This window comes from Sphingomonas sp. JC676, from assembly GCF_014489075.1.
Lineage (GTDB): Bacteria > Pseudomonadota > Alphaproteobacteria > Sphingomonadales > Sphingomonadaceae > Sphingomonas.
The window spans coordinates 23415-45334 of record NZ_JACTGR010000004.1 but is presented as its reverse complement, the minus strand read 5'-3'; the positions used below and the strand labels follow the sequence as shown (position 1 = coordinate 45334).

Annotated in this window: 17 protein-coding genes; 1 reads left to right on the top strand and 16 read right to left on the bottom strand. The window is 65.0% G+C overall.

The features are described 5' to 3' along the window. Positions 1–79: 79 nt before the first annotated feature. The 13 genes from IAG41_RS13580 to IAG41_RS13520 all read right to left on the bottom strand — a co-directional run bounded on the left by IAG41_RS13580 (position 80) and on the right by IAG41_RS13520 (position 16062). Complete coding sequence (locus IAG41_RS13580; protein ID WP_187729205.1) at positions 80–1315, bottom strand: cytochrome P450; 1236 nt, start codon at positions 1313–1315, stop codon at positions 80–82. Next, positions 1312–2889: a Dyp-type peroxidase gene (locus tag IAG41_RS13575; protein WP_187729204.1), complete on the bottom strand. Its 1578-nt coding sequence runs from the start codon at positions 2887–2889 to the stop codon at positions 1312–1314. The genes IAG41_RS13580 and IAG41_RS13575 overlap by 4 nt, the downstream gene beginning before the upstream one ends. Then, positions 2871–4496, bottom strand: a complete 1626-nt coding sequence (locus IAG41_RS13570) for a hypothetical protein (RefSeq protein ID WP_187729203.1) — start codon at positions 4494–4496, stop codon at positions 2871–2873. The genes IAG41_RS13575 and IAG41_RS13570 overlap by 19 nt, the downstream gene beginning before the upstream one ends. A gap of 125 nt (positions 4497–4621) precedes the next feature. Continuing rightward, positions 4622–6103: a tryptophan halogenase family protein gene (locus tag IAG41_RS13565; protein WP_187729202.1), complete on the bottom strand. Its 1482-nt coding sequence runs from the start codon at positions 6101–6103 to the stop codon at positions 4622–4624. A 9-nt stretch (positions 6104–6112) separates the two neighbouring features. Beyond that, the gene (locus tag IAG41_RS13560) at positions 6113–7153 is read right to left on the bottom strand and encodes a cupin-like domain-containing protein (protein WP_187729201.1); all 1041 of its coding nucleotides are present in this window, start codon (positions 7151–7153) and stop codon (positions 6113–6115) included. Next, positions 7150–7875, bottom strand: coding sequence for a SapC family protein (locus tag IAG41_RS13555; protein ID WP_187729200.1), 726 nt, complete (start codon positions 7873–7875; stop codon positions 7150–7152). Before IAG41_RS13555 ends, IAG41_RS13560 begins: the two co-directional genes overlap by 4 nt. 159 nt (positions 7876–8034) lie before the next feature. Further along, positions 8035–11190, bottom strand: coding sequence for a TonB-dependent receptor (locus IAG41_RS13550; protein ID WP_187729199.1), 3156 nt, complete (start codon positions 11188–11190; stop codon positions 8035–8037). A 284-nt stretch (positions 11191–11474) separates the two neighbouring features. Further along, entirely contained in the window at positions 11475–11786 is a 312-nt protein-coding gene (locus tag IAG41_RS13545) for a hypothetical protein (protein WP_187729198.1), read from the bottom strand. A 12-nt stretch (positions 11787–11798) separates the two neighbouring features. Further along, complete coding sequence (locus IAG41_RS13540; protein ID WP_187729197.1) at positions 11799–12611, bottom strand: alpha/beta hydrolase; 813 nt, start codon at positions 12609–12611, stop codon at positions 11799–11801. An 81-nt stretch (positions 12612–12692) separates the two neighbouring features. Then, on the bottom strand, positions 12693–14276 hold the full coding sequence (locus IAG41_RS13535; protein WP_187729196.1) for an ATP-binding protein: 1584 nt from the start codon (positions 14274–14276) through the stop codon (positions 12693–12695). A gap of 24 nt (positions 14277–14300) precedes the next feature. Continuing rightward, positions 14301–14660 (bottom strand): response regulator transcription factor, encoded by a 360-nt coding sequence (locus tag IAG41_RS13530; protein WP_316251156.1) that lies wholly within the window; start codon positions 14658–14660, stop codon positions 14301–14303. 102 nt (positions 14661–14762) lie between these two features. Beyond that, positions 14763–15380 carry a response regulator transcription factor gene (locus IAG41_RS13525; RefSeq protein ID WP_187729194.1) on the bottom strand — a complete coding sequence of 206 codons (618 nt, stop codon included), beginning with the start codon at positions 15378–15380 and terminating at the stop codon, positions 14763–14765. 76 nt (positions 15381–15456) lie between these two features. Next, a complete protein-coding gene (locus IAG41_RS13520; RefSeq protein WP_187729193.1) occupies positions 15457–16062 on the bottom strand; it encodes an alpha/beta hydrolase in 606 nt (201 codons plus the stop codon). Between the two features lie 400 nt (positions 16063–16462). On the opposite strand from IAG41_RS13520, the gene IAG41_RS13515 reads away from it, so the two are divergent. Further along, positions 16463–18943, top strand: coding sequence for a TonB-dependent receptor (locus tag IAG41_RS13515; protein ID WP_187729192.1), 2481 nt, complete (start codon positions 16463–16465; stop codon positions 18941–18943). Between the two features lie 69 nt (positions 18944–19012). Here the strand turns inward: IAG41_RS13515 and IAG41_RS13510 are convergent, their stop codons facing one another. The 3 genes from IAG41_RS13510 to IAG41_RS13500 form a co-directional block, all read right to left on the bottom strand. Next, positions 19013–20353 carry an ATP-binding protein gene (locus IAG41_RS13510; RefSeq protein WP_187729191.1) on the bottom strand — a complete coding sequence of 447 codons (1341 nt, stop codon included), beginning with the start codon at positions 20351–20353 and terminating at the stop codon, positions 19013–19015. Position 20354: 1 nt separating this feature from the next. Then, the gene (locus IAG41_RS13505) at positions 20355–21032 is read right to left on the bottom strand and encodes a response regulator transcription factor (RefSeq protein WP_187729190.1); all 678 of its coding nucleotides are present in this window, start codon (positions 21030–21032) and stop codon (positions 20355–20357) included. Between the two features lie 167 nt (positions 21033–21199). Continuing rightward, on the bottom strand, positions 21200–21907 hold the full coding sequence (locus IAG41_RS13500; RefSeq protein WP_187729189.1) for a potassium channel family protein: 708 nt from the start codon (positions 21905–21907) through the stop codon (positions 21200–21202). Between the last annotated feature and the right edge of the window lie 13 nt (positions 21908–21920).

Sequence of the window (21920 nt, the reverse complement as noted above, 5' to 3'; positions counted from 1 at the left end):
CACAGTGAACCCCGGCACTTCGGCCGGGGTGACGGATGAAAAAATGATCGTCACGCATTGGCCGCGATGACGAAAGGGATCAGCCCCACTCCACCGTCAGCGATTCCGCGAACGGGCCGTTCTTGGTCAAGCGTCCCGCCTTGCCCGGTGCACGGCGGAGATTGGGGCGCTGGAGCAGCGGCTTGAGCATCAGGTGCAGGGTCGCCTGGTTGATATGGATGCCAAAACACTGGTGGAGGCCATAGCCGAAATGGAGATAGTCCGACGCCGGCCGTGTCGGATCGAAGCGTCGGGGGTTCGTCACTCGGCGCGGGTCCATCATCGCCGAGGCAAAGGCGGCGAGCACGGTGTCGCCTTTGGATATCTTCGCCTCGTGATCGGTACCCCGCGCGATCACCGCGTCGGTCAGCGCCACCCGCGGCAGCCCGGGCGCGAGCGGATCGAAGCGCATCGCCTCCAGCACATGGGCGGCGAGCAGCGCATCGTCCCCCGCCCGCGCCGCGGTCTGCGCGCCGAGCAAAGCGTCAGGGCGACGCAGCAACTGCTCCATCGCCTGCGGCACGACCATCGGCGGCTGGGGCGGTCCGCCGACGATGAACCCCATCAGCGCGGTGCGGATCTGGTCGTCGCTGAACCCGCTCGTCCCCGCCTTCTGCTCGGCGAGGCAGCGCGAGAGAATGTCGTCCTTGCCCGGTGCGGTGCGGCGCTTGTCGATCTGGCCCTGGATATGCGCGCGGAGCGCGGGGGCGATCTCCTCGACCTCGGCCAGCAGCGCCGGATCATTACCTTGATCCGCGAACTGGAACTCGAACAGCCGCGTGCCCCAGACGCGCAGATCGCCGTTGCTCGGCTCGGGCACGCCGAAATAATCGCCGAGCACCGAGAAGGTCACGCGGCGCACCAGCGTATCGACCACGTCGATCCGATTGGGCGCGGCGCGGACGATGTCCTCGGCCATCATCTCGACCTGCTGCGCCAGCAGCGGCAGGTCCTCGCGCCGCACGACCTTGCGCATCGCCGCGGTATCGTCGCGATATTGTTGGGTATCGCCCATGCCCAGGAAGAAGGGCTGGCCACCCATGATCACGTCGAGCTTGGGCTCATAGACCACGCCAAAATCATGGTCGCTGGCGAACACTTCGCGCACATCGTCGTAGCGCGAGGTGAGCACCATGCCCTTCATCTTGACCACCGGCTTCCACCGGCGGAAAAAGGCGAAGGCATAGGGCATCGCCCCAAACACCATGCGCTGGAGGAAGCCCTTCAGCCCCTTGGGCGCGGGCCGCAGCACGTTGCGGGAGTCGAGTACGCTCATAGGCCCGCCAGATATCGGATCGCCGGCATGCTCGGCAGGAAGAAATACTCACCGCCCGCCATCTGGACGAACGTGTCGACCTGGATGATCCGGCGGAGCGGCTGCTCGTGGATCGTCATCATTCCGGCCGGGCCCAGCAACGGATCGGCCTCGTCATACAGCGTCGCGAAGTTGCGGTTGAGCATCCAGGTCTGCTGGACGAACTCGAACTGACGCGTGACATCGGTGTTGAGTGCAATGAACAGCAGCCCGCGATCGGTGCCGTCCTTCTCGTCGCGCTTGGCGATGGTCGGCCCATATTTGCGACCCCGCCGCAGGATGCGGTGGTTGTTGGCGGCGGCGAGCAGGGTCGGCTTGTCGGCCGCCGTGGGCGCCAGCCCGTCGCGCGGATTGCCGCGGCGGACATGCGAGCCGACCGGACAGCCCAGGCCGTGCTGGTCGCGATCGAAAAAGCCGAATTCATTCTCCGGCTGGTCGAAGCTGTCAGGAGGGAGAAACCCGGCAGGGCACAGCAGATTACCGTCGCGGTCGCGCCCCACGACGCGTTCGGCGAGCCAATCTGCAGTCACATGGCCGGAATGCTCGGGATCGGCGGCGCGCATCGCGGCAGCGGCCGCCTCCAGCGATTGCCAGAACTCGGCGACATTCTGCTTCAATTCGCGCACGACCATGTAGCTGCCGTCGAGCCCGAGATCGAGGAATCCCTCGGCCTGGGGATGCGGCGCAAGCCCCGCCTCGCGCCCTGCCGGCGTATCGGCCACGATCGGGCCCGAGGCGATCTCGTGATGGCCGTTGACGTGCCCCATCAATACTTCGCCGAGCGGGACGCCGTTCCATGGCTCGGATGCGGGATCGATCGGCGCGCCACCGCGTACGACGGCCCCCGCCTCATAGGGCACCGGCTGCGAGATGCCGTCGGCAAAGCCGAAATGTTCGCGCGCGATGCCGCGCTCGTCGAGCCGCAGGTCGAGATGCAGGCGGTGCACGACCTTCACCTTGTGCGGCTCGAGCGCCGCGCTCACTTCCTCGCACCAGGTCTCCGCCGTCGCCTCATCGGGCGCGTAGAGCAACAGCAGCGCGTGCACCGTTACCGGGGTGATCACCGGCGCCTCGCCCAGCTCGGGATCGGCGGGCGGCGTGTTGCCGCTCCACAAGGGGCCGCCGTCGATCACGGTCTTGAGCCAATCGGGGCCGCGTCGATCGCCCAGCCGGCGCAGTCGATCCTCCTGGAACATGCCTTCCTGGAAGGGCAGGTCGAAACTCTTCAGCGTCTCCCCGGACAACCCCATCTTGTGAAGGCCCGAGCATGTGACTCCGAACGCCGCCGCACGCGGGTCCTTGCCATCGGCGTCGGTGACCTGCGCCACGCCCGCCTCCAGTGCCTTCAGCCAGGCGCCGCCTCCGGTCGCGAGCGCGCCGTCCCAGCCGAATTCGAGGAACAGTGCGCGGCCCGTGGGCAAGGACGCGAAGCCACTCACCACCAGGCCCTGGGTCAATTTGTCGTGCGGCGCCTGGAGCTTCCAGTTCGGCGGCGCCTTCTTCGCGGGTGCGGCGCTCACAGGTCGTTTACCCATGTCGCGGCCTCCTTGTCGCCGAGCGTTCGTTTCCTGAGGCCGCAGGCAATGCGGTAGTTGCGCTCGATCTGATCGGCGGTCAGGTCGCTATAGGCCGAGTACCAGAAGCGGCTGACCGTCATCGAATGCCGTGCCCATTGCTTGAACTGCAGCCCGTTGCTGGCGCCGTCCTTGACCAGGAACCGCGTCGGCGGAAAGCCGATGCCGCAGCTCCAGGCGAGGGTGAGCCCGCCATGCGCCTTTTCGATGAAGTCATCGAGATAGCTCTCCCAGGTCTGGTCGAAATTGCTGAAGAACAGCAATCGGCTGCCATTGTTGACTCGTGCCCAGTGCGCGAAATGGATCGTGCGCATCGATCCGAGATAGCCGTTGGTGGCGATCACCCTGAGCGCCCGCTTGAGGGCGAAATGGCCGGCGCGGATGATGATCGTGCGCAGCACGCCCGGCTTGATCAGCACGATCGATCCCATGTGGTTCTGCGGGATCCAGTCCTCGCGCTGAGCCATCTGGCGCAGCATCTTGGGATCGATCGGCGGCGCGTCCTGCGCTGCATCGCGGCGCTCCAGAATACGCAGCCAGACGAGCAGCCCCGCGACGGTTGCCGGCAGGCTCAGCAGGCCCCAGCTGAGCCAGATCAGCATCCCTTCCCACGCCTCCCCCAGCGTGCGCCCGGTGAGGAGCATCGAGAAGGGCGTCCCCGCCGCGCCGAACACCAGGATGTAGAGCGCCACGAAAACCGCGAGGGGGCCGCACCATTGGAGGAACAGCTTGAGGAAGCTGAACGCTGTCTTGATCTCGGTCCCCGGCAAGGCCGCACCGATCCGCTTGAGCATCAGCGCGAATATGACGAACGCGGCGCCCACCAGGAGGACGAAGCGCAGCCACGGCATCTCGAACTTGAGGATGAGCCCCGGCAGCGAGAGCACGAAGACCGCGCACAGCACGAACGCGGCGAGCCGGGCGTAGTCGAGGATTTTCTCGCCGGTGGTAATCCGCTGCGGCGCCGGCGAGTCCAGCCAGGCGAACTTGCCGAGCAGCGCGGCGCGCAGCGTGTCGTGGATTCCGGCGGGCGTCAGCCGCCGATAGGGGCTGGGACCGCCATTGCCGGCCGTCGCCAGTTCCTCGCGGATCGCGACGAACAGGTCGCGCTCGGCCAGGATGCGGTCGCGCGTCATGCCGCGATTGCCGTGGTGATATACGGTCGGGGTGCCCGTGCGGGCCTCGAGATAGGGCGCGATCGGGGCGCGCGAGCCCGGCGCGGTAATCGATGCGAACAGCGGCCCGTCATCGTCGAGCGGCTGTTTGCAGCAGCGCAGCATCGCCCGCAGATCCTCGCCCGCCGCCGCTTCGAGCTGGCCCCAGAACGGCCCGGGCGCACCGTCGAAATTGGCCTCGATCACGAACAGCGGATCATAGTCGAAGCCCGGGAATACGCTGAGAGACATGAAGTGTAGCGCCGGCACGCGCGTCAGGAATTCGGCATAAGGTCCCTTGCCGCCGTTAGGATCGGTGCTGCGCCGATCGCGCAGCGCGTCGAGCAGGCCCGACAGGTGATCGTAGCTGCTGGGCTTTACCTCGAGCGCTACCGACAAAGTGGTTTGCCGCATCCTATTCCCCTGGAACGCGGGCGCCGGCCCTCGGACAATCCGCGCGATTCGGTGCAGAATGTCTCACAGCATTTCCTACATTGATAGGACGCGTGCGACCTCGCCTCGAATCCCGAACAATCGGGTCACGCAGGCGCGCAATATTGATCGAGGAATTGCTGGTGCGGCGGCATCTGCGCAACTGCGCTGGCGATATTGGCCTTGAGATCGCCCAGCGCCTCGCGAAGTTGGCCCGGGTTCATCATGTCGCCCATCCGGTGATAGCCGCGCGGGGCCAGCCGCTGGCCGAGCATCACCTGCACCCAGCTATCGACGCGAAACAGATCGTCGGACGCTTGCCAGGCGATCGCATTCTCGCGGAACACGTCGATCCGCTGCTGCAGCGTGTCGGGGATGTCCATCGTCCGGCACTGCTCCCAGAAGGGCGAATCGGTGCGCTCGTTCAGATGATAATGGAGAATGATGAAGTCGCGGACGCGCTCGATCTCGGTGCGGCCGAGATCGTTGAAGCGCGCGGCGATCGCGTCGTTGGCCCCGTCGAACGGGAAGAGTTGCACCAGCCGCGTCACCGCGATCATGATCAGGTGGATGCTGGTCGATTCGAGCGGCTCGACGAACCCGCTAGACAGCCCCATCGCGATGACGTTCTTGTCCCACACCTTGCGCCGGCGCCCGGACTTGTAGCGGATCACGCGGGGCTCGATCAGCTTCTCGCCCTCGATCCGCGATTCCAGTACCTCGCGGGCGCGATCGTCGCTCATGTGCGCGCTCGAATAGACCAGCCCGTTGCCCACCCGGTGCTGGAGCGGGATACGCCATTGCCAGCCGGCCTCGTGCGCGGCGGCGCGGGTATAGGGGATGGCGGGGCCGACCGAGCGCGTCTGCACCGCCAGTGCGCTGTCGGTGATCAGCCAATGGGTCCAATCCTCATAGCCGGCCTGCAGCGTCTGCTCGATCAGCAGCCCTCGAAAGCCCGTGCAGTCGATGAACAGGTCGCCCTCGATCCGTTCGCCCGAGGCGAGCACCAGCGCAGTGACGAACCCGCTCTCGGGATGCTGCTCGACGCTCGCGATCTTGCCTTCGACGCGGTTGACGCCGAGCGGCTCGCTGAAGGTGCGCAGGAAACGCGCGTACAGGCTCGCGTCGAGATGATAGGCATAGTTGATATGCCCGTTCTGCGGGATAGCGAACTTGCCCGCATCCGCGGCGCTCAATTCGAAGCAATAGTCGCCCAGCGGACCCGCGAACCCCTCGTCGCGGGCCTGCAGCCAGAAATGGTGAAAGTCGCCCATCCAGGTCGATTTGCCGATCTGGCCGAAGCTGTGGATGTAGCGATCACCGATCCGTGCCCAGTCCTCGAACGCGATGCCCAGCTTGAAGCTCGATCCGGTGTCGCGCATGAACTGGCGCTCGTCGATGCCGAGCAGGTTGTGGAAGGTGCGAGCGGTCGGGATCGTGCTTTCGCCTACGCCCACGGTGCCGATCTCGTCGGATTCGACCAGGGTGATGTCGAGCAGCGGCCCGAGCAGGCGTGCGAGCGCCGCGGCGGCGATCCAGCCGGCGGTGCCGCCCCCGGCAATGACGACGCGCTTGACGGCCCTCTCCACGGCTTTCCCCTATCTGTTCAGGCGATTGAGCAGTTGCGCGCGGAGGCGCCGTGCGGCGGTCTCGTCGAGCGGGCCGAGCGGGCCCCGAGCATGCTCGGGCAGATGCGCGCGGGCCTGTTCGCCGGGGCCGAAGATGTAATAGTCGAACAATGCCTTCCACGCGGCCTTTTCGGGCTCGGGGCGATCGCGCAGGCTGAGCATGGCGTGAAGCAACGTGTTCTGCGGCGTGTCCATGAAGGCCGGCGAGGTGTTCCACCAGTAGTTGACGAGCACGTTGAAGGCATCGAGCGCCTCGACATGGTGCCACCAGAGCGCCGGGTAAAAGAGCACATCGCCGGGCTCTAGTTCCGCCACCTGCGCGGCGCCGAGCGCCTCGCGAAAGCGCGGATGGGTGGCGTAATCCGGATCGCGGAAATCGACCATGCTGACCACCTGCCCGCCCGGCGTCGGCTCGAGCGGGCCGGGATAGAGGTTGGCGACCTGATCGGGCGGGAAGAGCGTGAAGCGGCGGCGCCCTACCGTGCAGACGGCGAGATTGTGCGACATGTCGTAATGTGCGGTCGCGGTGGTGCGGTTGCCGATCCAGATGCTCGCCAGCGGCGGATGCGACGCGAACATCGGATGGTTGAGGACCAAATCGTTCTCGATGCGAAAGGCCGGCAGATAGATGTCGAGATCGGTCGAGCCGATATAGAAGCTTGGCGTATCCGGCGCGTCCAGCTGCGGCCGCATCCGTTCGAGCAGGTCGGTCAGACCGGTGCGCCCACCCTCGAAATTGAACCCCGTGACGTCCGAATTGTAAAAGAAGCGCCCGCCGATCTCAGGCGCGCCGGTGAAGGCGACCACGGGCTTGCCCGCGTCGAAGCCCTCGAGATAGGCGATCGCCGCCTCCGCCGATTCCAGGCCCTTGGCGACGAGCGGCCAGTCGCGCGCCACGCCCCGCAGGATCACCGGCTGCTGCGCTTCCATCAGCGCGTCATAGGGCATGGCATCGGGCGCAACGCCCCCGATCACGCGAACCTTGCGTCCGACCGAGGCCACGGCGTTCATGCCGATGCCCGCCGCGCGTTCTTGCGATCGATCAGCCGGCTGATATTGCCGAGCGACGCCGCCAGCAGGAACGCCGCCGAGAGATAGCCCGCCCGGTGCAGCTGCTCGAGCCCGCCGCTCGACAGTGCCGCCAGTCGTTCGCGGGCGACCATCTCGAACCCGTCGATGGTATAGCGCTCCTCATCGTTCAGCATCACTTCGAGGGCGACCGGCTGGAGCAGCTCCAGCGCGTCGAACGCCGCATACATTGGCGGCGCCGCCTCCATCCCGGCATAGATCAGTGCCAGGATCTGGGTGACATGATCCAGATAGCGCGCGTTCCCGCCATGCGGCAGGAACAGCGGCTCGCCATCGGCGGCGCCGACGCGTGGATCGTCCAAGTCGACATGGATGGTCGGTTCCGGCCCTCCTGGCGCGGTGGCAGTGGCAGCAAGGCCGATCAGGAACGGGCCGCGCTGCTGGAGCACGGGGATGTGGCGGCCCGTCCAGCGATCGCCCTCGAGAAACAGATTCTCGTCGCGATCGAGCCCAAGCAGCGCGACCGCCTGCAACCCTTCGGCCGGGTCCCTGCGGAACAGGATCGGGAATTCGCGCTGTGCTTCCTCGAACTCGGTCGGGAAGATCAGTACCTGGTTTACGCCGTCGCCATATGCCGCACCGTGACGCAGCGCCACTTTGAGATCGTGATGGGCGACGTTGTCGAGTGCGACCCTATTGGTCATCGGGAATCATCCAAGCTCGCGTGCCTGCCGCCGGTCGGCCCGCAGGCGGACATCATGGCGCAAAGCGGCCAAGCCCTCAATCAATGCCCCGCAATCGGCCGAGAAAAAGGCCGCTGCTGACGCAGCGGCCCCTCTCCCCCTTTATTTTCGTTCCCGCGCTCAGAACTTGAAGCGCGCGCCGAGCAGGAAGCGGCGATCGAGTTCTTGGGCGTACCACAGCTCCTTCGTATCGCGGGCATAGGTCCGGACACTTTCCTCGGTGAGGTTGATCCCCTCGAGTGTGACGGCGATCTGCGGCGTGATCTCGTAGCTGAGCGTCGCGTCGAGCTGGCCGAAGGGCGCGGTGAACTCGGGGTTGCGCGAGTCCTGACGGTTGATGCCCGACAGGAACTTGTCGCGCCAGTTATAGGCCACGCGGGCCGAGATGCCGTGCTTTTCGTAGATCAAGGTGCCGCTGAACGTGTCGCTCAGCCCGATCAGCGCGAACTGGTCCACCGACGGACTCCCGCCGATATTGAAGCCGACATCGCCGCGCACCAGCGTATAGGCCGCAGCGACACCGAAGCCGGTATTGCCGAGGAAATACTGACCCGCGATCTCGGCGCCGTAAATCTCGGCATCCTTGTTGTTGATCGGCTGGGCGACCAGGAACTGGTAGAGCGGATCCTGGGCATTGGCGTTGACATCGAGCGTGTTGTTGATCGACTGGACATAGGCGTCGTCCAACGAATGCGTCGCGGTGTTGAAGTGCGCATTGAACTGGCTCGTGGCGGCCGCCACCGATCCCGTCTGCTGGATCAATGCCGTCATCACGAACAGGTTCACGTCGCTGATGTCCGCACCCAGACCGGTCAGCGCGGTCTTGGCGTCGCCGGAGCGGCTACCTGGCGCGCCCGAGCTCGGATCTCGCAGCCCGAACAGGCTCTGCGTGACCTGGCCGCGGCCGATGAAGTTGTGCACGCGCTTGTCGAAGAAGGCGATCGAGATGTAGCTGTCCGGCTTGAAATACCATTCCAGCGACGCATCGAAATTGTCCGAGACCAGCGGCAGCAACCGGGCGTTGCCGCTATTGCCGCTGGCGACGCCGCCATTGTTGATCGGGCGCGGTGGACCGCCGACCGTCGTCGCGGTGAACAGATCACCATAGTTCGGGCGGGCGATCGTCCTGCTGTACGACAGACGGGCGATCACGTTCTTGATCGGTTCGACTTGGAAATCGACCGCCGGCAGGATGTTGTCGTAGCTCCCTTCATCGTCAAGGAAGCTGTTCTGGTTCGAGATCACGACGGTGAAGTCGTTGTCCGACACCCATTTGATCTCGCCGGGCACCGCGACCAGCGAAGTCGAACGCGACTTGGTATGCTCATAGCGGACGCCCGCCACGAGCCGCGCCGGAGCGCCACCCAGATCGCCCTTCCAGGTCACCTGGCCATAGGCGGCCCAGATGTCTTCCTTGACGCGGTTGTCCTGGTTGCTGGTGATGCCCACAGCGTGAGGCTTGGCCGCACCCAGATCGAGCCCCGCATAATAAGGCGAGACGATCGAGTAGATCTGGGCCGCATTGCCGCGAAACGCGGTCTGCGATTCCGGATCGCCGCCCGGATTATACTGGTTGAACTTGCACTCGAGGCAGAAGGCCTGGAGCGCGCCCGGCGCCAGACGCTCGACATCGCCCGGGCTGGTGATGCCCCAATCGCCCAGCGTCTGCTGGGTGGCGACAAAGGTCTGATGCATGTCGGTCTTGCGATAATTGCCGCCGAACTCGAACTTGCTGTCCCCGCCCAGATCCCAGGCAAAATCGGCGCGCAGTTCCTTGACGTCCTGGTCCTGGTTCGAACGGAAGGTGCGGCCGACCTGCGTACCGACGTCGTTAATGTCGAGCGGGCCGCTCGCGCCCAGCGTGATATCCTGTTGCGGGATACCCTTGGTGTAGTCGACCGAGTGCGCCGCGACGACATTCGCGCCCATGCCGACCAGGGTCGAGCTGTTGCCATTGGCATTATCCGGCCGGCTCGAGGCCTTGCTGTAATGGCCATCTAGCACGAGCGAGAAATTGCTCGCAAAGTCCCATTTGGCGTTCAGGCCGTAATCCTGGATCTGGCCTTTCTGCCCGCGCGACTGCGCCTCGAAGCCCTCGTCCTTCTGACCGTTGACCGTCTCGTGGAGATACTGGGCGGTCGCGACGACGGGATTGCCGTCGAACGTCACAACGTCGAACGGACGGCTGAACCAGTTGGACAGATCCGACCGCGTCTCCTCCTGCTTGTTCTGCGCGTAAAGGGCGTCGGCGGTCAGTGTCAGCGAGTCGGTGGGTCTGAACTGGATGACGGCCTGGCCGTTGATGCGCTCGCGGCTGCCCTCGGCATAGTGATAGCGGCTGTCGTTGGGGATCGCGACGAGCTGGTCGGGGTTTGTCGGCGCGTTGTTGACGACGGTGCAGGTCGGCGTCGGAATGTTCCCCGCGCATGCCCCGCCGCTACGGGCGAAACCGCCGGTCAGGAAGGTGCTGTAGGGGATGATGTTCCAGTTGTTCGACGTCGCGCTGATCGAGGTGTAGTTGCGCTTCTGATAGCTGCCGAACAGCGAGACGCCGAAGCGCTTCTCCGGATCGCTCCAGCTCAACACGCCCGAGACTTCCGGCGTCACCTTCGATCCACAATCGAGGCAGTCGTTGACGCTGGTGTCATAGACCGCCTTGGCGCCGATGCTGCCGCTGAAGCCAGACTGGCCGTTGTCGTCGAGCGGACGGCGTGTCACGACATTGATCGTCGCGCCGATACCGCCCGAGGGGATGCCAGCGCGGCCGGTCTTGTAGACTTCGAGCGTCCGCACGCCTTCGGTCGCGAGGTTCGAGAAGTCGAACGAACGGCTGGTGCCCTGGGCGCCGTCGCTATTCTCGTCGCCGCCAACCACGGCCACGTTCGCCGTCGCGAGTTGGCGGCCGTTGAGGGTGACCAGATTATAGGTTGGGCCGAAACCGCGGACCGTGACCAGCGAACCTTCGCCGTTGGTGCGGTTGATCGACACGCCCGGAATGCGCTGCAGCGATTCGGCCAGGTTAGTGTCGGGGAACTTGCCGATATCCTCGGCAGAGATCGCATCGACGACGCCTGACTGCTCGCGCTTGATCGCGATCGAGCGCTCAAGGCTGGCGCGGATGCCGGTGACGACGATGTCGTCCGCGTTTTGGTCCTCTTGGGCGGCGGGGGCGGTTTCGGTCTGCGCGAACGCGATTCCGGGAACCAGCATGCATGCCGCGACGGCGATAACGGAAGCCGAACGCGCAAGCGCCGGCGAACGCCCAAAGCTCTTCATAATCCCCTCCTAGACAGCCGGCTCTGGCGGCCGCTGCCATTTGTTATATTTGCGCAAGCTTGATGCCTACGTGATGTTAACGCTATCAACTCCGATAGCGTTGTCAACACGCATCCGTCGACCTGTTGGACAGATCGGTAAAATAATCGCGGCGCTGTGATTAGAATGTAACAGCCAACGCCATGAAACCGCTTACATACTGTCGCCGTTGCGCTATAATGTATGAGTAATCGGTCCAACAGGCTAGGCTGTTAGCGGTAGCGGCAGAAACGACTCAGAAATATCTAGAGTCGACCGATCCAGGCGAATGTCGTGGCCGCCGGATCCTCCCAGCCGGGCTCGCCGAGCAGGAAATGCGAGCGGCCCGGAAAGTCCATATAGTCGGTCCGTGCCGGCGAGCCCGACTGGATCCGGAACGCTGCGCGCGACAGATTGGGCGTCACCAGACGGTCGCTGCCGGTGCGGCGCCCGGGGCGGATGACGGTGCCGATCGACGTCGCCGCCTGGAAGAAGAACGGCCCCGGCGCGGGGATGACGAAGCTGTCGTAGGGGGCCCGGGCGGTCGTTGGGGGGGGCTGGACCGCCCGGGCAGGCAAGGCGCCGGGGGATCAGGCGGCCTTGGCTTCGCGGATCTGGACTATCTTGGGTGCGCGCGCATGGCGCACCGCCCAGTTGAGCGCATAGTCGGCCACCTGCTCCCAGCCAGCATCGATGCCGGTCCAGTGCGAGCGGCCCGTGAATTCCTTATATTCGGTGGTCGAGGGCGCCTGGCTCTGCTTCCTGAAGATCGCGCGCGTCATCGCCGCGTCGGCGATCAGATCGACTTCGCCGCCGATCAGCAGCAACGGCGCGCGATTGGGGTTCTTCCAGTCGATCTTGATGCTGTTGACGACACCGTTCCAATAGACCCGGCCCGGCGTCGGCACGATGTAGCGGTCGTACAGCGCGTCAGCCCTGTCCCGGGGCGCGGTCTGCGCGAAGCGGTTCTTGAAATAGCCGCGCGACATCACCTTCGCCTTCCGCCAACTCAGCGGATCGATGAAGATAGGCAGCGCCGACCAGATCGCATGCCAGCCGAGCGGTACGCCCGGCGTCGGCGCCGGATCGATCGCGACGCCGGCGACACCCATTCCGCGATCGAGCAGGTGCTGGATGAACACGCCGCCCAGCGAATGGCCGATCAGGATCGGCTCTTCGGGAAGCGCGCGGATGACGGTTTCGAGATGATCGAGGATCTCGCGCTGACCTAGGGTGGCGAGTTCCTTGCGCGGAGCAGCGCGCAGTTGCTCGGGACTGCGATCGTCATAGGGCCAGTCCGGCGTGACCACGGTATAGCCCAGCGCCTCGTAGCGGGCCTTGAAGCCTTCCCAGCTGCGTGAATTGAGCCAGGCGCCGTGGATCAGGACGATGGTGTTGGACATTGGGTTCCTCCGCCGGACTGCTGGCCCCAGTGCCGTGCGTCCACGCCACTCGAATGCGCCCGCGGACCCCGCCGCGAAACTCTACGCGCGGCTCGACGAGTAAGACGTTGGTATAGTCTGGATGGCCGGGAGGGTGACCGTGAAGCGCGCGCCTCCCGACGGGCTGCTGCCCGCCTCGATCCGGCCGCCATGCGCGGCGGCGATGCTGCGACAGATCGGCAGGCCCATCCCCATCCCACCCTGCTTGGTGGTGTAGAAGCTGTCGAACAGCCGCTCCGCGTCGGGACCAAGGCCAGGGCCGCTATCCTCGACTGCAAGCTCGATTTCGTCCCCCCGCGAAACGGTCGACACGCGCAGCCTCCGGAACGGTGCTTCCGCCATCGCCTGCGCCGCATTGACCGCGAGATTGACCAGGATCTGCTGGACCTGGGTGCGGTCGGCCATCACCTGGGGCAGGTAGGCATCGAGCTGCAGCTCGGTCTCGACATGCTGCGCGCGCAGCTCGGGGCCGAGAAAGGCGAGCGACTCTTCGATCAGCGCGTTGAGCGACAGCAGCATGCGCTCGGGCTCGCGGTGCTCGGCCATCGCGCGGACGCGGGTGATGATATCAGCAGCCCGCCCCGCATCCGCGACGATGCGCGAGGCCAGCGCGCGAACTTCGTCGAGATCCGGCGTGGCGGCCGCGAGCCAGCGCAGGGTCGCCGAACCGCTGGTCGCGATCGCCGCAAGCGGCTGGTTGACCTCATGCGCGATCGAGGCCGTCAGTTCGCCCAGCATCGACACCCGAGCGGCGTGCGCGAATTCGGCCTGGACCTTCGCCAGCGCCGCCTCCGCGGCCTTCTGCGCGGACACGTCGATCACGCCGATCAGCATCACCCCGCGCTTGCGCGCTTCCTGCGAGAGCGAGACCGTGAAGATGACGTCGATCGCCCGTCCGTCGAGCCGGACGAGCTGCGTGTCGGCGACCAGGAACGGCCGCCGCTCCATCGTCGCGACCAGCGCCTCAAGATAGACCGCCTCGCTCGACCGCGTCCAATAGCGCGCGGTGCTCTTGCCGATGAGCTCGCTGCGATCGGTGGCACCGAACAGCTCGAGCGCCTTCTCGTTGACATCGAGGACGATGGTCTTGTCCAGCGCCTCTTCGAAAAAGGCGCGATGGGCGAGCAGATAGGCGCGAAGATCGGTGACGCCCTGGTCGCGCAAGGGGATCAGCATCGCGCCGACCGCGGTGAAATCGACTTCCCAGAAGGCGACCGCCATCGCCTGGAACATGTTGCGGTAGCGATATTCGCTGAGCCGCAGCGCATCCTCGGCGGCCTTTCGCCGGGTGATGTCGCGCGCAGTCTCGATGATGCGCACCAGATTGCCGACGGCGTCGCGCTCGACGGTCCAGTGGATGTCGAGGATCAGCGGCTCCCCGCCTGCGGTACGGCGCGTCAGCTCGCCCGACCAGCGGCCTTCGGCGAGCAATTGCGCTTCGAGCTGCTCGATGGGCCCCTCATGCTCGGTGGCGAGCAGCACATGGAGGTCGCGGCCGAGCGCCTGGCTACGGGGCACACCGTACAGCGTCTCGGACGCCTTGTTCCACGACAGGATCAGTCCCTGGGCGTCGCGCGTGACGACGCTCTCCTGGACCAGATCGAGAATATCGGCAGCTTTCCCCACGAGAGCCTTGTCGGCAAAGCGGGATCAGGAGTCCAGCGCGCGCCGGATGCAGCCCGCCAGTGCGTCGATCTCGAAGGGCTTGCGCAGCAGGCAAAGAACGCCGCTTTCCTTTGCGCGATCCTCGATGCTCTTCTCGGTCCGCGCGGTCACCAGGATTATCGGCAGGCCTACACCGAGCCGGTCGGCCAGATCGAGCCCGCTGATGCCGGGAAGCTGGAAATCGGAGACCAGGCAATTCGCGCGGCTGGCCGCATCGCCCTCCAGGAACGCTTCGGCGGACGCGAACCCCTCGCCGTCATAGCCCATCGACCGCACCAGCCCCACCAGGGCAGGACGCAGCGATTCGTCGTCCTCGACGATGGCGATCAGAGGCTTGGGCAACACGGTAAGACTTCCTTCCACTGGGGAAGGTCAACAAGCCGTCCCAAGCCGCCGTTGTTGCAGAAGCAACGGCGGGGAGGAATTATCCCATGGTATTACGGGCGATTACGGAGCCCTTGCGCCGAGCTTTTCAGCCATTCTCACCAGATCCGGCAGCGTGCGTGCGCCCATTTTGCGCATCGCCGCGCCGCGATGGATCTTGACCGTCACTTCGCTCAGATCGAGCTCATACGCCGCCTGCTTGTTCATCCGGCCCGCCGTCACCAGCGCCATCACCTGCTGTTCGCGCGGTGAAAGCGTCCCATAGCGCTGATGGAGGCCCGCATCGTCGTTCGCCTCGGCACGACGCCGGCGGTCGCGTTCGATCGCGGCGGCAGTTGCATCGAGCATGTCCTGATCGCGGAACGGCTTTTCAAGGAAGTCGATCGCCCCGGCCTTCATTGCGCGCACCGACATAGGCACATCGCCATGCCCGCTCATCATCACGGTCGGCAGTCCGATGCCGAGCTCGTCGAGCCGATCCTGGAAATCGAGCCCGCTTACACCGGGCAGGCGGACATCGAGCACCAGGCAGCCGGGAGCGTCCTCGCGAGGGGCAGCAAGGAAATCGGCGACCGCGGGATGCCCGCGCGCATCAAGCCCGACCGAGCGGAACAGGCTCATCAGCGCCGAGCGCAGCGACTCGTCGTCGTCGATGATATGGATGACCGCTGCTTCCGTCATAGCCAGCAGATTATTGCACCATATTGCAGCCTTCAACACCCTCTCGGGTGATAGGCAGCCTACCAGAAATGGCGAGTCAACGCACCCGGAAGGGAAAAACCGGCGGCCCGAGCAGGGCATCGGCGACGCGCATGTCGCGCTCGACCATGGCACTGGTGAAGCGTTCGATCGCGCGCCGCGTGCGGCTGATCGGGCTGTCGATCTCGACATGGCCGCCGATTACGACTCGGCTGCCCCAGCTCTGCGCCAGCGCGCGGATCTGTGGCCTCAGGTCTTTCGGAGCGGTTTCCCCGCCGAGCACGATCGAGGGGAAAGGAAGCGCCGAACGCGGCGAGGCGAAGGTATCGAGCAGGTTGCCGACGCTTGTCTCATCGCCTTCGATCGGTTCGAAGAACAGCGCGCCGGCAACGCGCGAGACATAGGAAGCGGGAGAAAGCCGCGCCCACCAGGCGGTGGCGAAGCAGCTCGCGCCATGCGCCACCAGAAGCACCGCGCGGTCTGCCTGAATCACTGCGGCGTCCAGCCTGGCAGCTAGCACGTTCCGCTCAGCGGCGGTTCGCGCCTTGAAGGGGATACGGGCGCTCCCAGCCCCTTCGAACAGCGCGCCCAATCCGGCGAGCTGGCGATCGGCGATCGCCACGATCGAGAAATCATTCGGCAGAGCAAGCGCAAGCTGTCCCATCGCGCACCTCGTTCCAGGGCCGGCGAATCCATATCCAGCCACTCGGATATTAACGCAATTTAAGCGCCAGTCGATCCGTCAAATCGCACGAGAGCGGCAGCTGGGCGTGCTCGCACATGACCACGAACATCAAATGTGGCCCGTTATAGAGTCGAAATTTCTGTGTAAAATTACGAATAGATCACATTTGATTGCCATCTCGTCGTATAAGCTTGCGAAAGCGCTTCAAGACGATGAATATCATCGATGAATAGTTTCGCACATACATCGATATTTTGGGTAAGATGATACGAATATGACATGGTAGTATTGGTTGTGTTACACCTATTGTAATATAACTGACCAGCTTCGTCTGTAGCGCCCCGGGGACAGAACATCTCTCCTAAAGGGACTAATACCTATGCGCTATCAAGCCGGCTTGCGGCTGCAACTCCTGCTGGGCACTGCGCTGCTCACCTCGACGATCACCCCTGCCCTTGCGCAGACCAGTCCGGCGGAACTGTCGACGGGTACCCCGGCCGCCCAGACAGCCGATTCGGGCCAGGAGGTCGTCGGCCTCGAGGACATCGTGGTCACCGCCACCAAGCGCGAGACCAATCTCCAGAAGACGCCGATCGCCATCTCGGTGGTCGACACCGCGATGATCGCCGACCGGCACGTGCAAAGCCTCGGCGACCTCGCCGATGGCGGCGTACCGTCGTTGCGCGTCGCGACCTTCGAGGCGCGCCAGTCGGCGCTGACCATCGGCATCCGCGGCATCGTTCCGTTCGACCAGAACCAGACCGCCCGCGAGCCCGGCGTCGGTGTCTATATCGACGGCGTCTATCTCGGCCGCTCGCAAGGCCTCAACGCCTCGCTGTTCGACGTCGAACGGATCGAAGTGCTGAAGGGACCGCAAGGCACGCTGTTCGGCCGCAACACCGAAGGCGGCGCGTTGAGCATCGTCACCAAGGCGCCGACCGGCGAGTTCGACGGCCGCGCCAGCGGCGGCGTCGGCAATTTCGGCAGCTATAACGGCCAGGTGCATCTCGATCTGCCCGCTATCGCCAATTTCGCGATCAAGCTCGACGGCGTGATCCAGCACCAGGACCCTACCACCAAGGACCCGCTGGCCGGCCAGATCGGCTGGAACGCCTATAACCGCGTCGGCGGCCGCGTCGCCGCGCGCTGGACTCCGTTCGACGGCTTCACCGCCGATTTCGCATTCGACAAGGCGAAAGACGAGAACACGCCGTTCTACAGCCAGCTGGTGAACTATAACCCGACGGGCCTGCCGGTCGGAACCTATGTGGGCACGCAGCTGACGGTCAACGGCGCGAATTGCACGGCCGGGACCAATTGCATCGCGCCGCTGCCGCCGATCGTTAAGGTCCACCCCGACCGCCAGGACGTGGCGGATGTCGGCGTGCCACAGCAATGGTCGGTCGACAGGACCCAGGGTATCAGCGCCAACCTCAAATATCATATCTCGCCGGCGATCGAGCTCCGTTCGATCACGGCATGGCGCAAGGTTTCGACCAACCAGTATGACAATTCGGGCGGGCCGGAGCGCACTCCGGCGTTCACGCCGAACCAGAAGTTCAGCCGCTATAGCCTGTCGGATCTGTACCAGAGCCAGTTCAGTCAGGAATTCCAGGCGGTCGGCAGCATCCCGCAGCTCGATTACGTCGCCGGCCTCTATTATTTCGAAGAGCAGGCTCGCGAAACCGCGGCGACCCCGTCGTCGAACCAGTGGAATGCCGATGGCACCGGCTACACGATCCTGCCCTCGCAGGTGTTCGGCCCGATCACTTCGGGCAACCAGGGCTGGGACGAGAATTCGCGGTTCCTGGCACGCGGCAGCGTCGCCAAGGCGCACAGCTACGCGGTGTTCGGCCAGGCCACCTATACGCCGGACTGGGCGTCCGCCTTCCACCTGACGGCCGGCGGCCGCTACACCAAGGACAAGCGCAACGGTACGCTGTATGTCGTGACCGGCACGCCGACCAACTACAAGCTCGACTATGACAAGGGCCGGTTCGACCCGATGGTCACGCTGGCGTTCGATGCGACGCAGGGGATCAACCTCTACGCCAAATATTCGACCGGCTACCGCGCCGGCGGCGCCAATGACCGCTCGTCCAACTTCGCGGCCTTCGGCCCGGAAACGGTGAAGTCGTATGAAGTCGGTTCGAAGATGGACCTGTTCGATCACCGGGTTCGCCTGAACCTGGCCGGCTACATCATGGATCGCACCGGCACCCAGATCGACTTCGACTATATCGACAGCAACACCTTCATTCCGGGCACCAACATCCCGAACCCGAACCTGAACATCCATACCCAGAACACGGCCAATGCGGCGGGCCTCACCAAGATCCGCGGTTTCGAGGCCGACCTGACCGTCCGTCCGGTCGAGCACCTGACGCTCGGGGCTTCCTATGCGTATACCTATACGCATGTGCCGCCCACGCCGAACCCGAATCCGGACCCCGTCGGCGCCGCGCCGGGCACCATCCATGGCAAGCTGACCCAAGTGTACATCGTCTATACGCCGGAGAATGCGGCGTCGGGCTTTATCGACTATGAAATCCCAGTCGGCGGCGGCGGCGATACCAAGGTGCGCTTCCACCTCGACGCCAATTATGGCGACGCGGATCACAGCTTCGACTCCGAGAACCTGCTGACCGACTCGAGCTTCATCGTAAACGGCCGCATCGCGCTTGCCGACATCCCGATGAGCGATCGCGGGCAGAAGCTCACCGTTTCGGCCTGGGCGCGCAACCTGCTCGACGAGCAGCATATCTATCGCATCGACAACGCGAACGCCAAGACGCTGGGCTATTATGCCAACTTCAATGCGCCGCGCACCTTCGGCGGCGAAGTGGCCGTAAGCTTCTGATCCCACCTCCTGCGGGATCCAAACTCGACAGCCGGCCGGGGCCTATGCCCCGGCCGGCTTTTTTCATTCTCAGGGATGCAGCGGAAGCTCGACCACGGCGCGCAGGCCCGGGCCCGCATCCTCCAGCGTCAGCCTGCCGTGATGCAGGCGCGCGATCGCATCAACCAAAGTCAGCCCAAGCCCCTGCCCCGGCGCCTCGATCGCCGACTCCAGCCGGCCGAACTTGCGGACGACCACCGCATGCTCCGCCGCCGGAATGCCGGGCCCGTCATCCGCCACGACAAGCGCGACCGAGTGCGCACGTCTCTCGACCCGCAGCGCGATCCGCGTGCCCGGCGGCGTGTGCCGAATGGCGTTCTCGATCAGATTGACAAGCAATTGCCGCAGCAGGTGGAGATCGCCCCGTACCCGGAGCGGAGCGCTATCGGCGATCGTGAGGGGCCGCTCGGCCTCCTCCGCGACGATCTGCAACGCCTCGCCAACGTCGCTCGCCAATGCGGCGATGTCGATTGAAGCGAAACGATCGCGGCGATGGCCTCCTTCGATCTCCCATAGCCGCATCAGGCTCGCGAAGAGCTCGAGCATCTGATCGGTCTGCTCTCGCAGCTCGGCGATCTCGGGCTCCAGCGGATCGCCCTGCGAATGGCGTTCGAGCGCGGCGATCCGGCTGCGCAGCCGCGCAAGCGGGCTCTTCAGCTCGTGCGCGACATCCTTGGCGGCATGCTTGATGTTCACCATCAGCTCGTCGATCCGGTCGAGCATCCGGTTGAACGCCGCCGCCTGGCGGTCGAACTCGCTCCGCGTGCCGTCCAGCGGGATGCGGCTGTGCAGGTCACCCGCGATCACGGCGTCGACGGTCCGCTGCATCGCGCGCATCCGCCCGCGGATCGCCAGGGTGATGCCTACCGCGCCGCCGATCAGGATGAGCGCCGTGATCGCGGTCCCGAACAGTTGCACGCGCGACAGCATCGCATCGAAGCTGTCGACCTCGTCATTGTCGGCGACCACGACCAGCGTGCCGCCACCGGGCAGCCGCCGCGTCAGCGCACGCCCATGATCGACCCCGCCGACATTCGCCTCGGGCCCTAGATCCGAATAGCCGATCGCCGGAAGCGTGCGCAGCGACAGGTTCCCCGCGAGCTTCCGCCCCGCTTTGTCCACCAGCAGCAGATAGAGATCGGCGCTGTCATGCTCGCCCAGTTCGGTCGCGATCCACGCCGCCATTGCGCGTTCGTCGCTCCCTCGTCCGGCATCGACGATCTCGGTCGCTTCGCTGGCGATCCGAAGATCGACTTCGTGCTCCAGCGCGTCATGGGTGATCCGATAGTTGACTGTGCGCAGCAGGATCAGCGCGATGATGACCGCCGTGACATAGATCGCCATGATCGCGCGAAGGGAGCGCGGGCGCATGTCACTCCTTGTCGGTGAACATATAGCCGACGCCGCGAATCGTCTTGATAGGATCGCGCTCGCCCGGCTGGTTGATCTGCAAGCGGATGCGGCGGATGTGCGCGTCGACGACGTTGGTCGCCGGCTCGAAATCGAAGTTCCAGATCGTCTGGTAAAGCATCTGGCGCGTGACGACGCTGTTGGCGTTGCGGACGAGCTCGCACAGGATGCGGAATTCGAGATTCTGGAGCGCGAGCGGCCGGCCCGCGCGCATCGCGCGATACTTGATCTCGTTCACCTCGATGTCGCCCGCCCGCATCACGCCGGATTCGTTGGTCCGCGCCGCGCGGCGGATGATCGCGCGCAACCGCGCGTCGATCTCCGCGGGGGCCGCCGGCTTGACCAGATAATCATCGGCGCCGGCATCGAGCCCGTCGAGCCGCTGGTCGAGGTCGCCCAGCGCGGTCAGCATGATGATCGGTACGTCGATGCCGCGCTCGCGGAGCAATTTAGCCACGCCGACGCCATCGACATAGGGCAGCATCACGTCGAGCAGCACCGCGTCGAACTTGCTGTCGGTCGCCAGCGACAGCGCTGCGCGCCCGTCCTGCGCCACCATGGTTCCATGGCCGAGCTCGGCCAGGTCGGCGACGAGTTGCTTCGCCGCCATCGCATCGTCTTCTACTACCAGAAGTTGCATTGCTTTCGGCCCTTGAGGATCGCCTTGGGATGCGATCCGGGTTGCGGGACTCATTGGCGGGCGCAGGCCCATCCTTTGGGTGCAAGATCGTCGACCGTGGTTATCGGGAACCCGCGCCGGACGGAAGTGGCTAAGCTCACGGAAACGGCCATTTCAAATGGTCGAATTCAGGATTCTTCGTGCTTGCTGTGCACCAGATGAAGCCCGACCAGCCGGGCCAGCAACGTAGCGGGGAACAGCTGCCCGAACACCGCTTCGAAATTGGCGAGGCTGCGCGCGATCGGATGAGCCGGTTGGAGATCCCCGAAGCCGGTGGTGGTGATCGTCGATAGGCTGAAATAGGTCAGCGCCGCAGTGCGGGCGCCGAGCGCACCACCGAGTACGCCGCCACTCTCGGGCACGATAGCGCCGATGAAGTGGCTCTCCAGCAGGCCATAGGCGATGGCGAACAACGCGGCGACGTTCAGGTAGAGCAGAACCGCGCCCTGGATGTGATACCCGGTCACGCGCCCGGCGCCAAAGACCTGGCGCGCGACAAGTGCGGTGACGATGCCGTTGAAAATGAATGCATTGATCGCGATCGTTTCATGGACGGCCTGCGCACTGAGCCCAAGGCGTCCCGCGAACGCGTCGCCGGCGACAGGTCCCACCCCAAGTAGCGCCAATCCCGCCAGCAGCGCGATCTGCACCGCCCGGTGCCGGGTCAGCACGCCGACGCAGATCGCGGCAAAGGCGAGGTGGCATAGGTCAAGCAGAAGATGGGACGACGAATGGTGCGCGCCCAGCGGGATCGCGACGAAGAGGGTCAGCACCTGCACCGCGAGCAGCACGGTGAGGCTGGCATCGGCCCAACGACCGTCTCTGAGATCGCGCATCCTCGGAACTCCG

Excerpts from the sequence above, each read along its gene's own strand:
- IAG41_RS13515 (WP_187729192.1), top strand. The coding sequence starts at position 16,463 with ATGCGCTATCAAGCCGGCTTGCGGCTGCAACTCCTGCTGGGCACTGCG.
- IAG41_RS13525 (WP_187729194.1), bottom strand. The coding sequence starts at position 15,380 with ATGACGGAAGCAGCGGTCATCCATATCATCGACGACGACGAGTCGCTG.
- IAG41_RS13570 (WP_187729203.1), bottom strand. The coding sequence starts at position 4,496 with ATGCGGCAAACCACTTTGTCGGTAGCGCTCGAGGTAAAGCCCAGCAGC.
- IAG41_RS13510 (WP_187729191.1), bottom strand. The coding sequence starts at position 20,353 with ATGCGCCCGCGCTCCCTTCGCGCGATCATGGCGATCTATGTCACGGCG.
- IAG41_RS13575 (WP_187729204.1), bottom strand. The coding sequence starts at position 2,889 with ATGGGTAAACGACCTGTGAGCGCCGCACCCGCGAAGAAGGCGCCGCCG.
- IAG41_RS13555 (WP_187729200.1), bottom strand. The coding sequence starts at position 7,875 with ATGACCAATAGGGTCGCACTCGACAACGTCGCCCATCACGATCTCAAA.
- IAG41_RS13520 (WP_187729193.1), bottom strand. The coding sequence starts at position 16,062 with ATGGGACAGCTTGCGCTTGCTCTGCCGAATGATTTCTCGATCGTGGCG.
- IAG41_RS13500 (WP_187729189.1), bottom strand. The coding sequence starts at position 21,907 with ATGCGCGATCTCAGAGACGGTCGTTGGGCCGATGCCAGCCTCACCGTG.
- IAG41_RS13505 (WP_187729190.1), bottom strand. The coding sequence starts at position 21,032 with ATGCAACTTCTGGTAGTAGAAGACGATGCGATGGCGGCGAAGCAACTC.
- IAG41_RS13560 (WP_187729201.1), bottom strand. The coding sequence starts at position 7,153 with ATGAACGCCGTGGCCTCGGTCGGACGCAAGGTTCGCGTGATCGGGGGC.
- IAG41_RS13540 (WP_187729197.1), bottom strand. The coding sequence starts at position 12,611 with ATGTCCAACACCATCGTCCTGATCCACGGCGCCTGGCTCAATTCACGC.
- IAG41_RS13550 (WP_187729199.1), bottom strand. The coding sequence starts at position 11,190 with ATGAAGAGCTTTGGGCGTTCGCCGGCGCTTGCGCGTTCGGCTTCCGTT.
- IAG41_RS13580 (WP_187729205.1), bottom strand. The coding sequence starts at position 1,315 with ATGAGCGTACTCGACTCCCGCAACGTGCTGCGGCCCGCGCCCAAGGGG.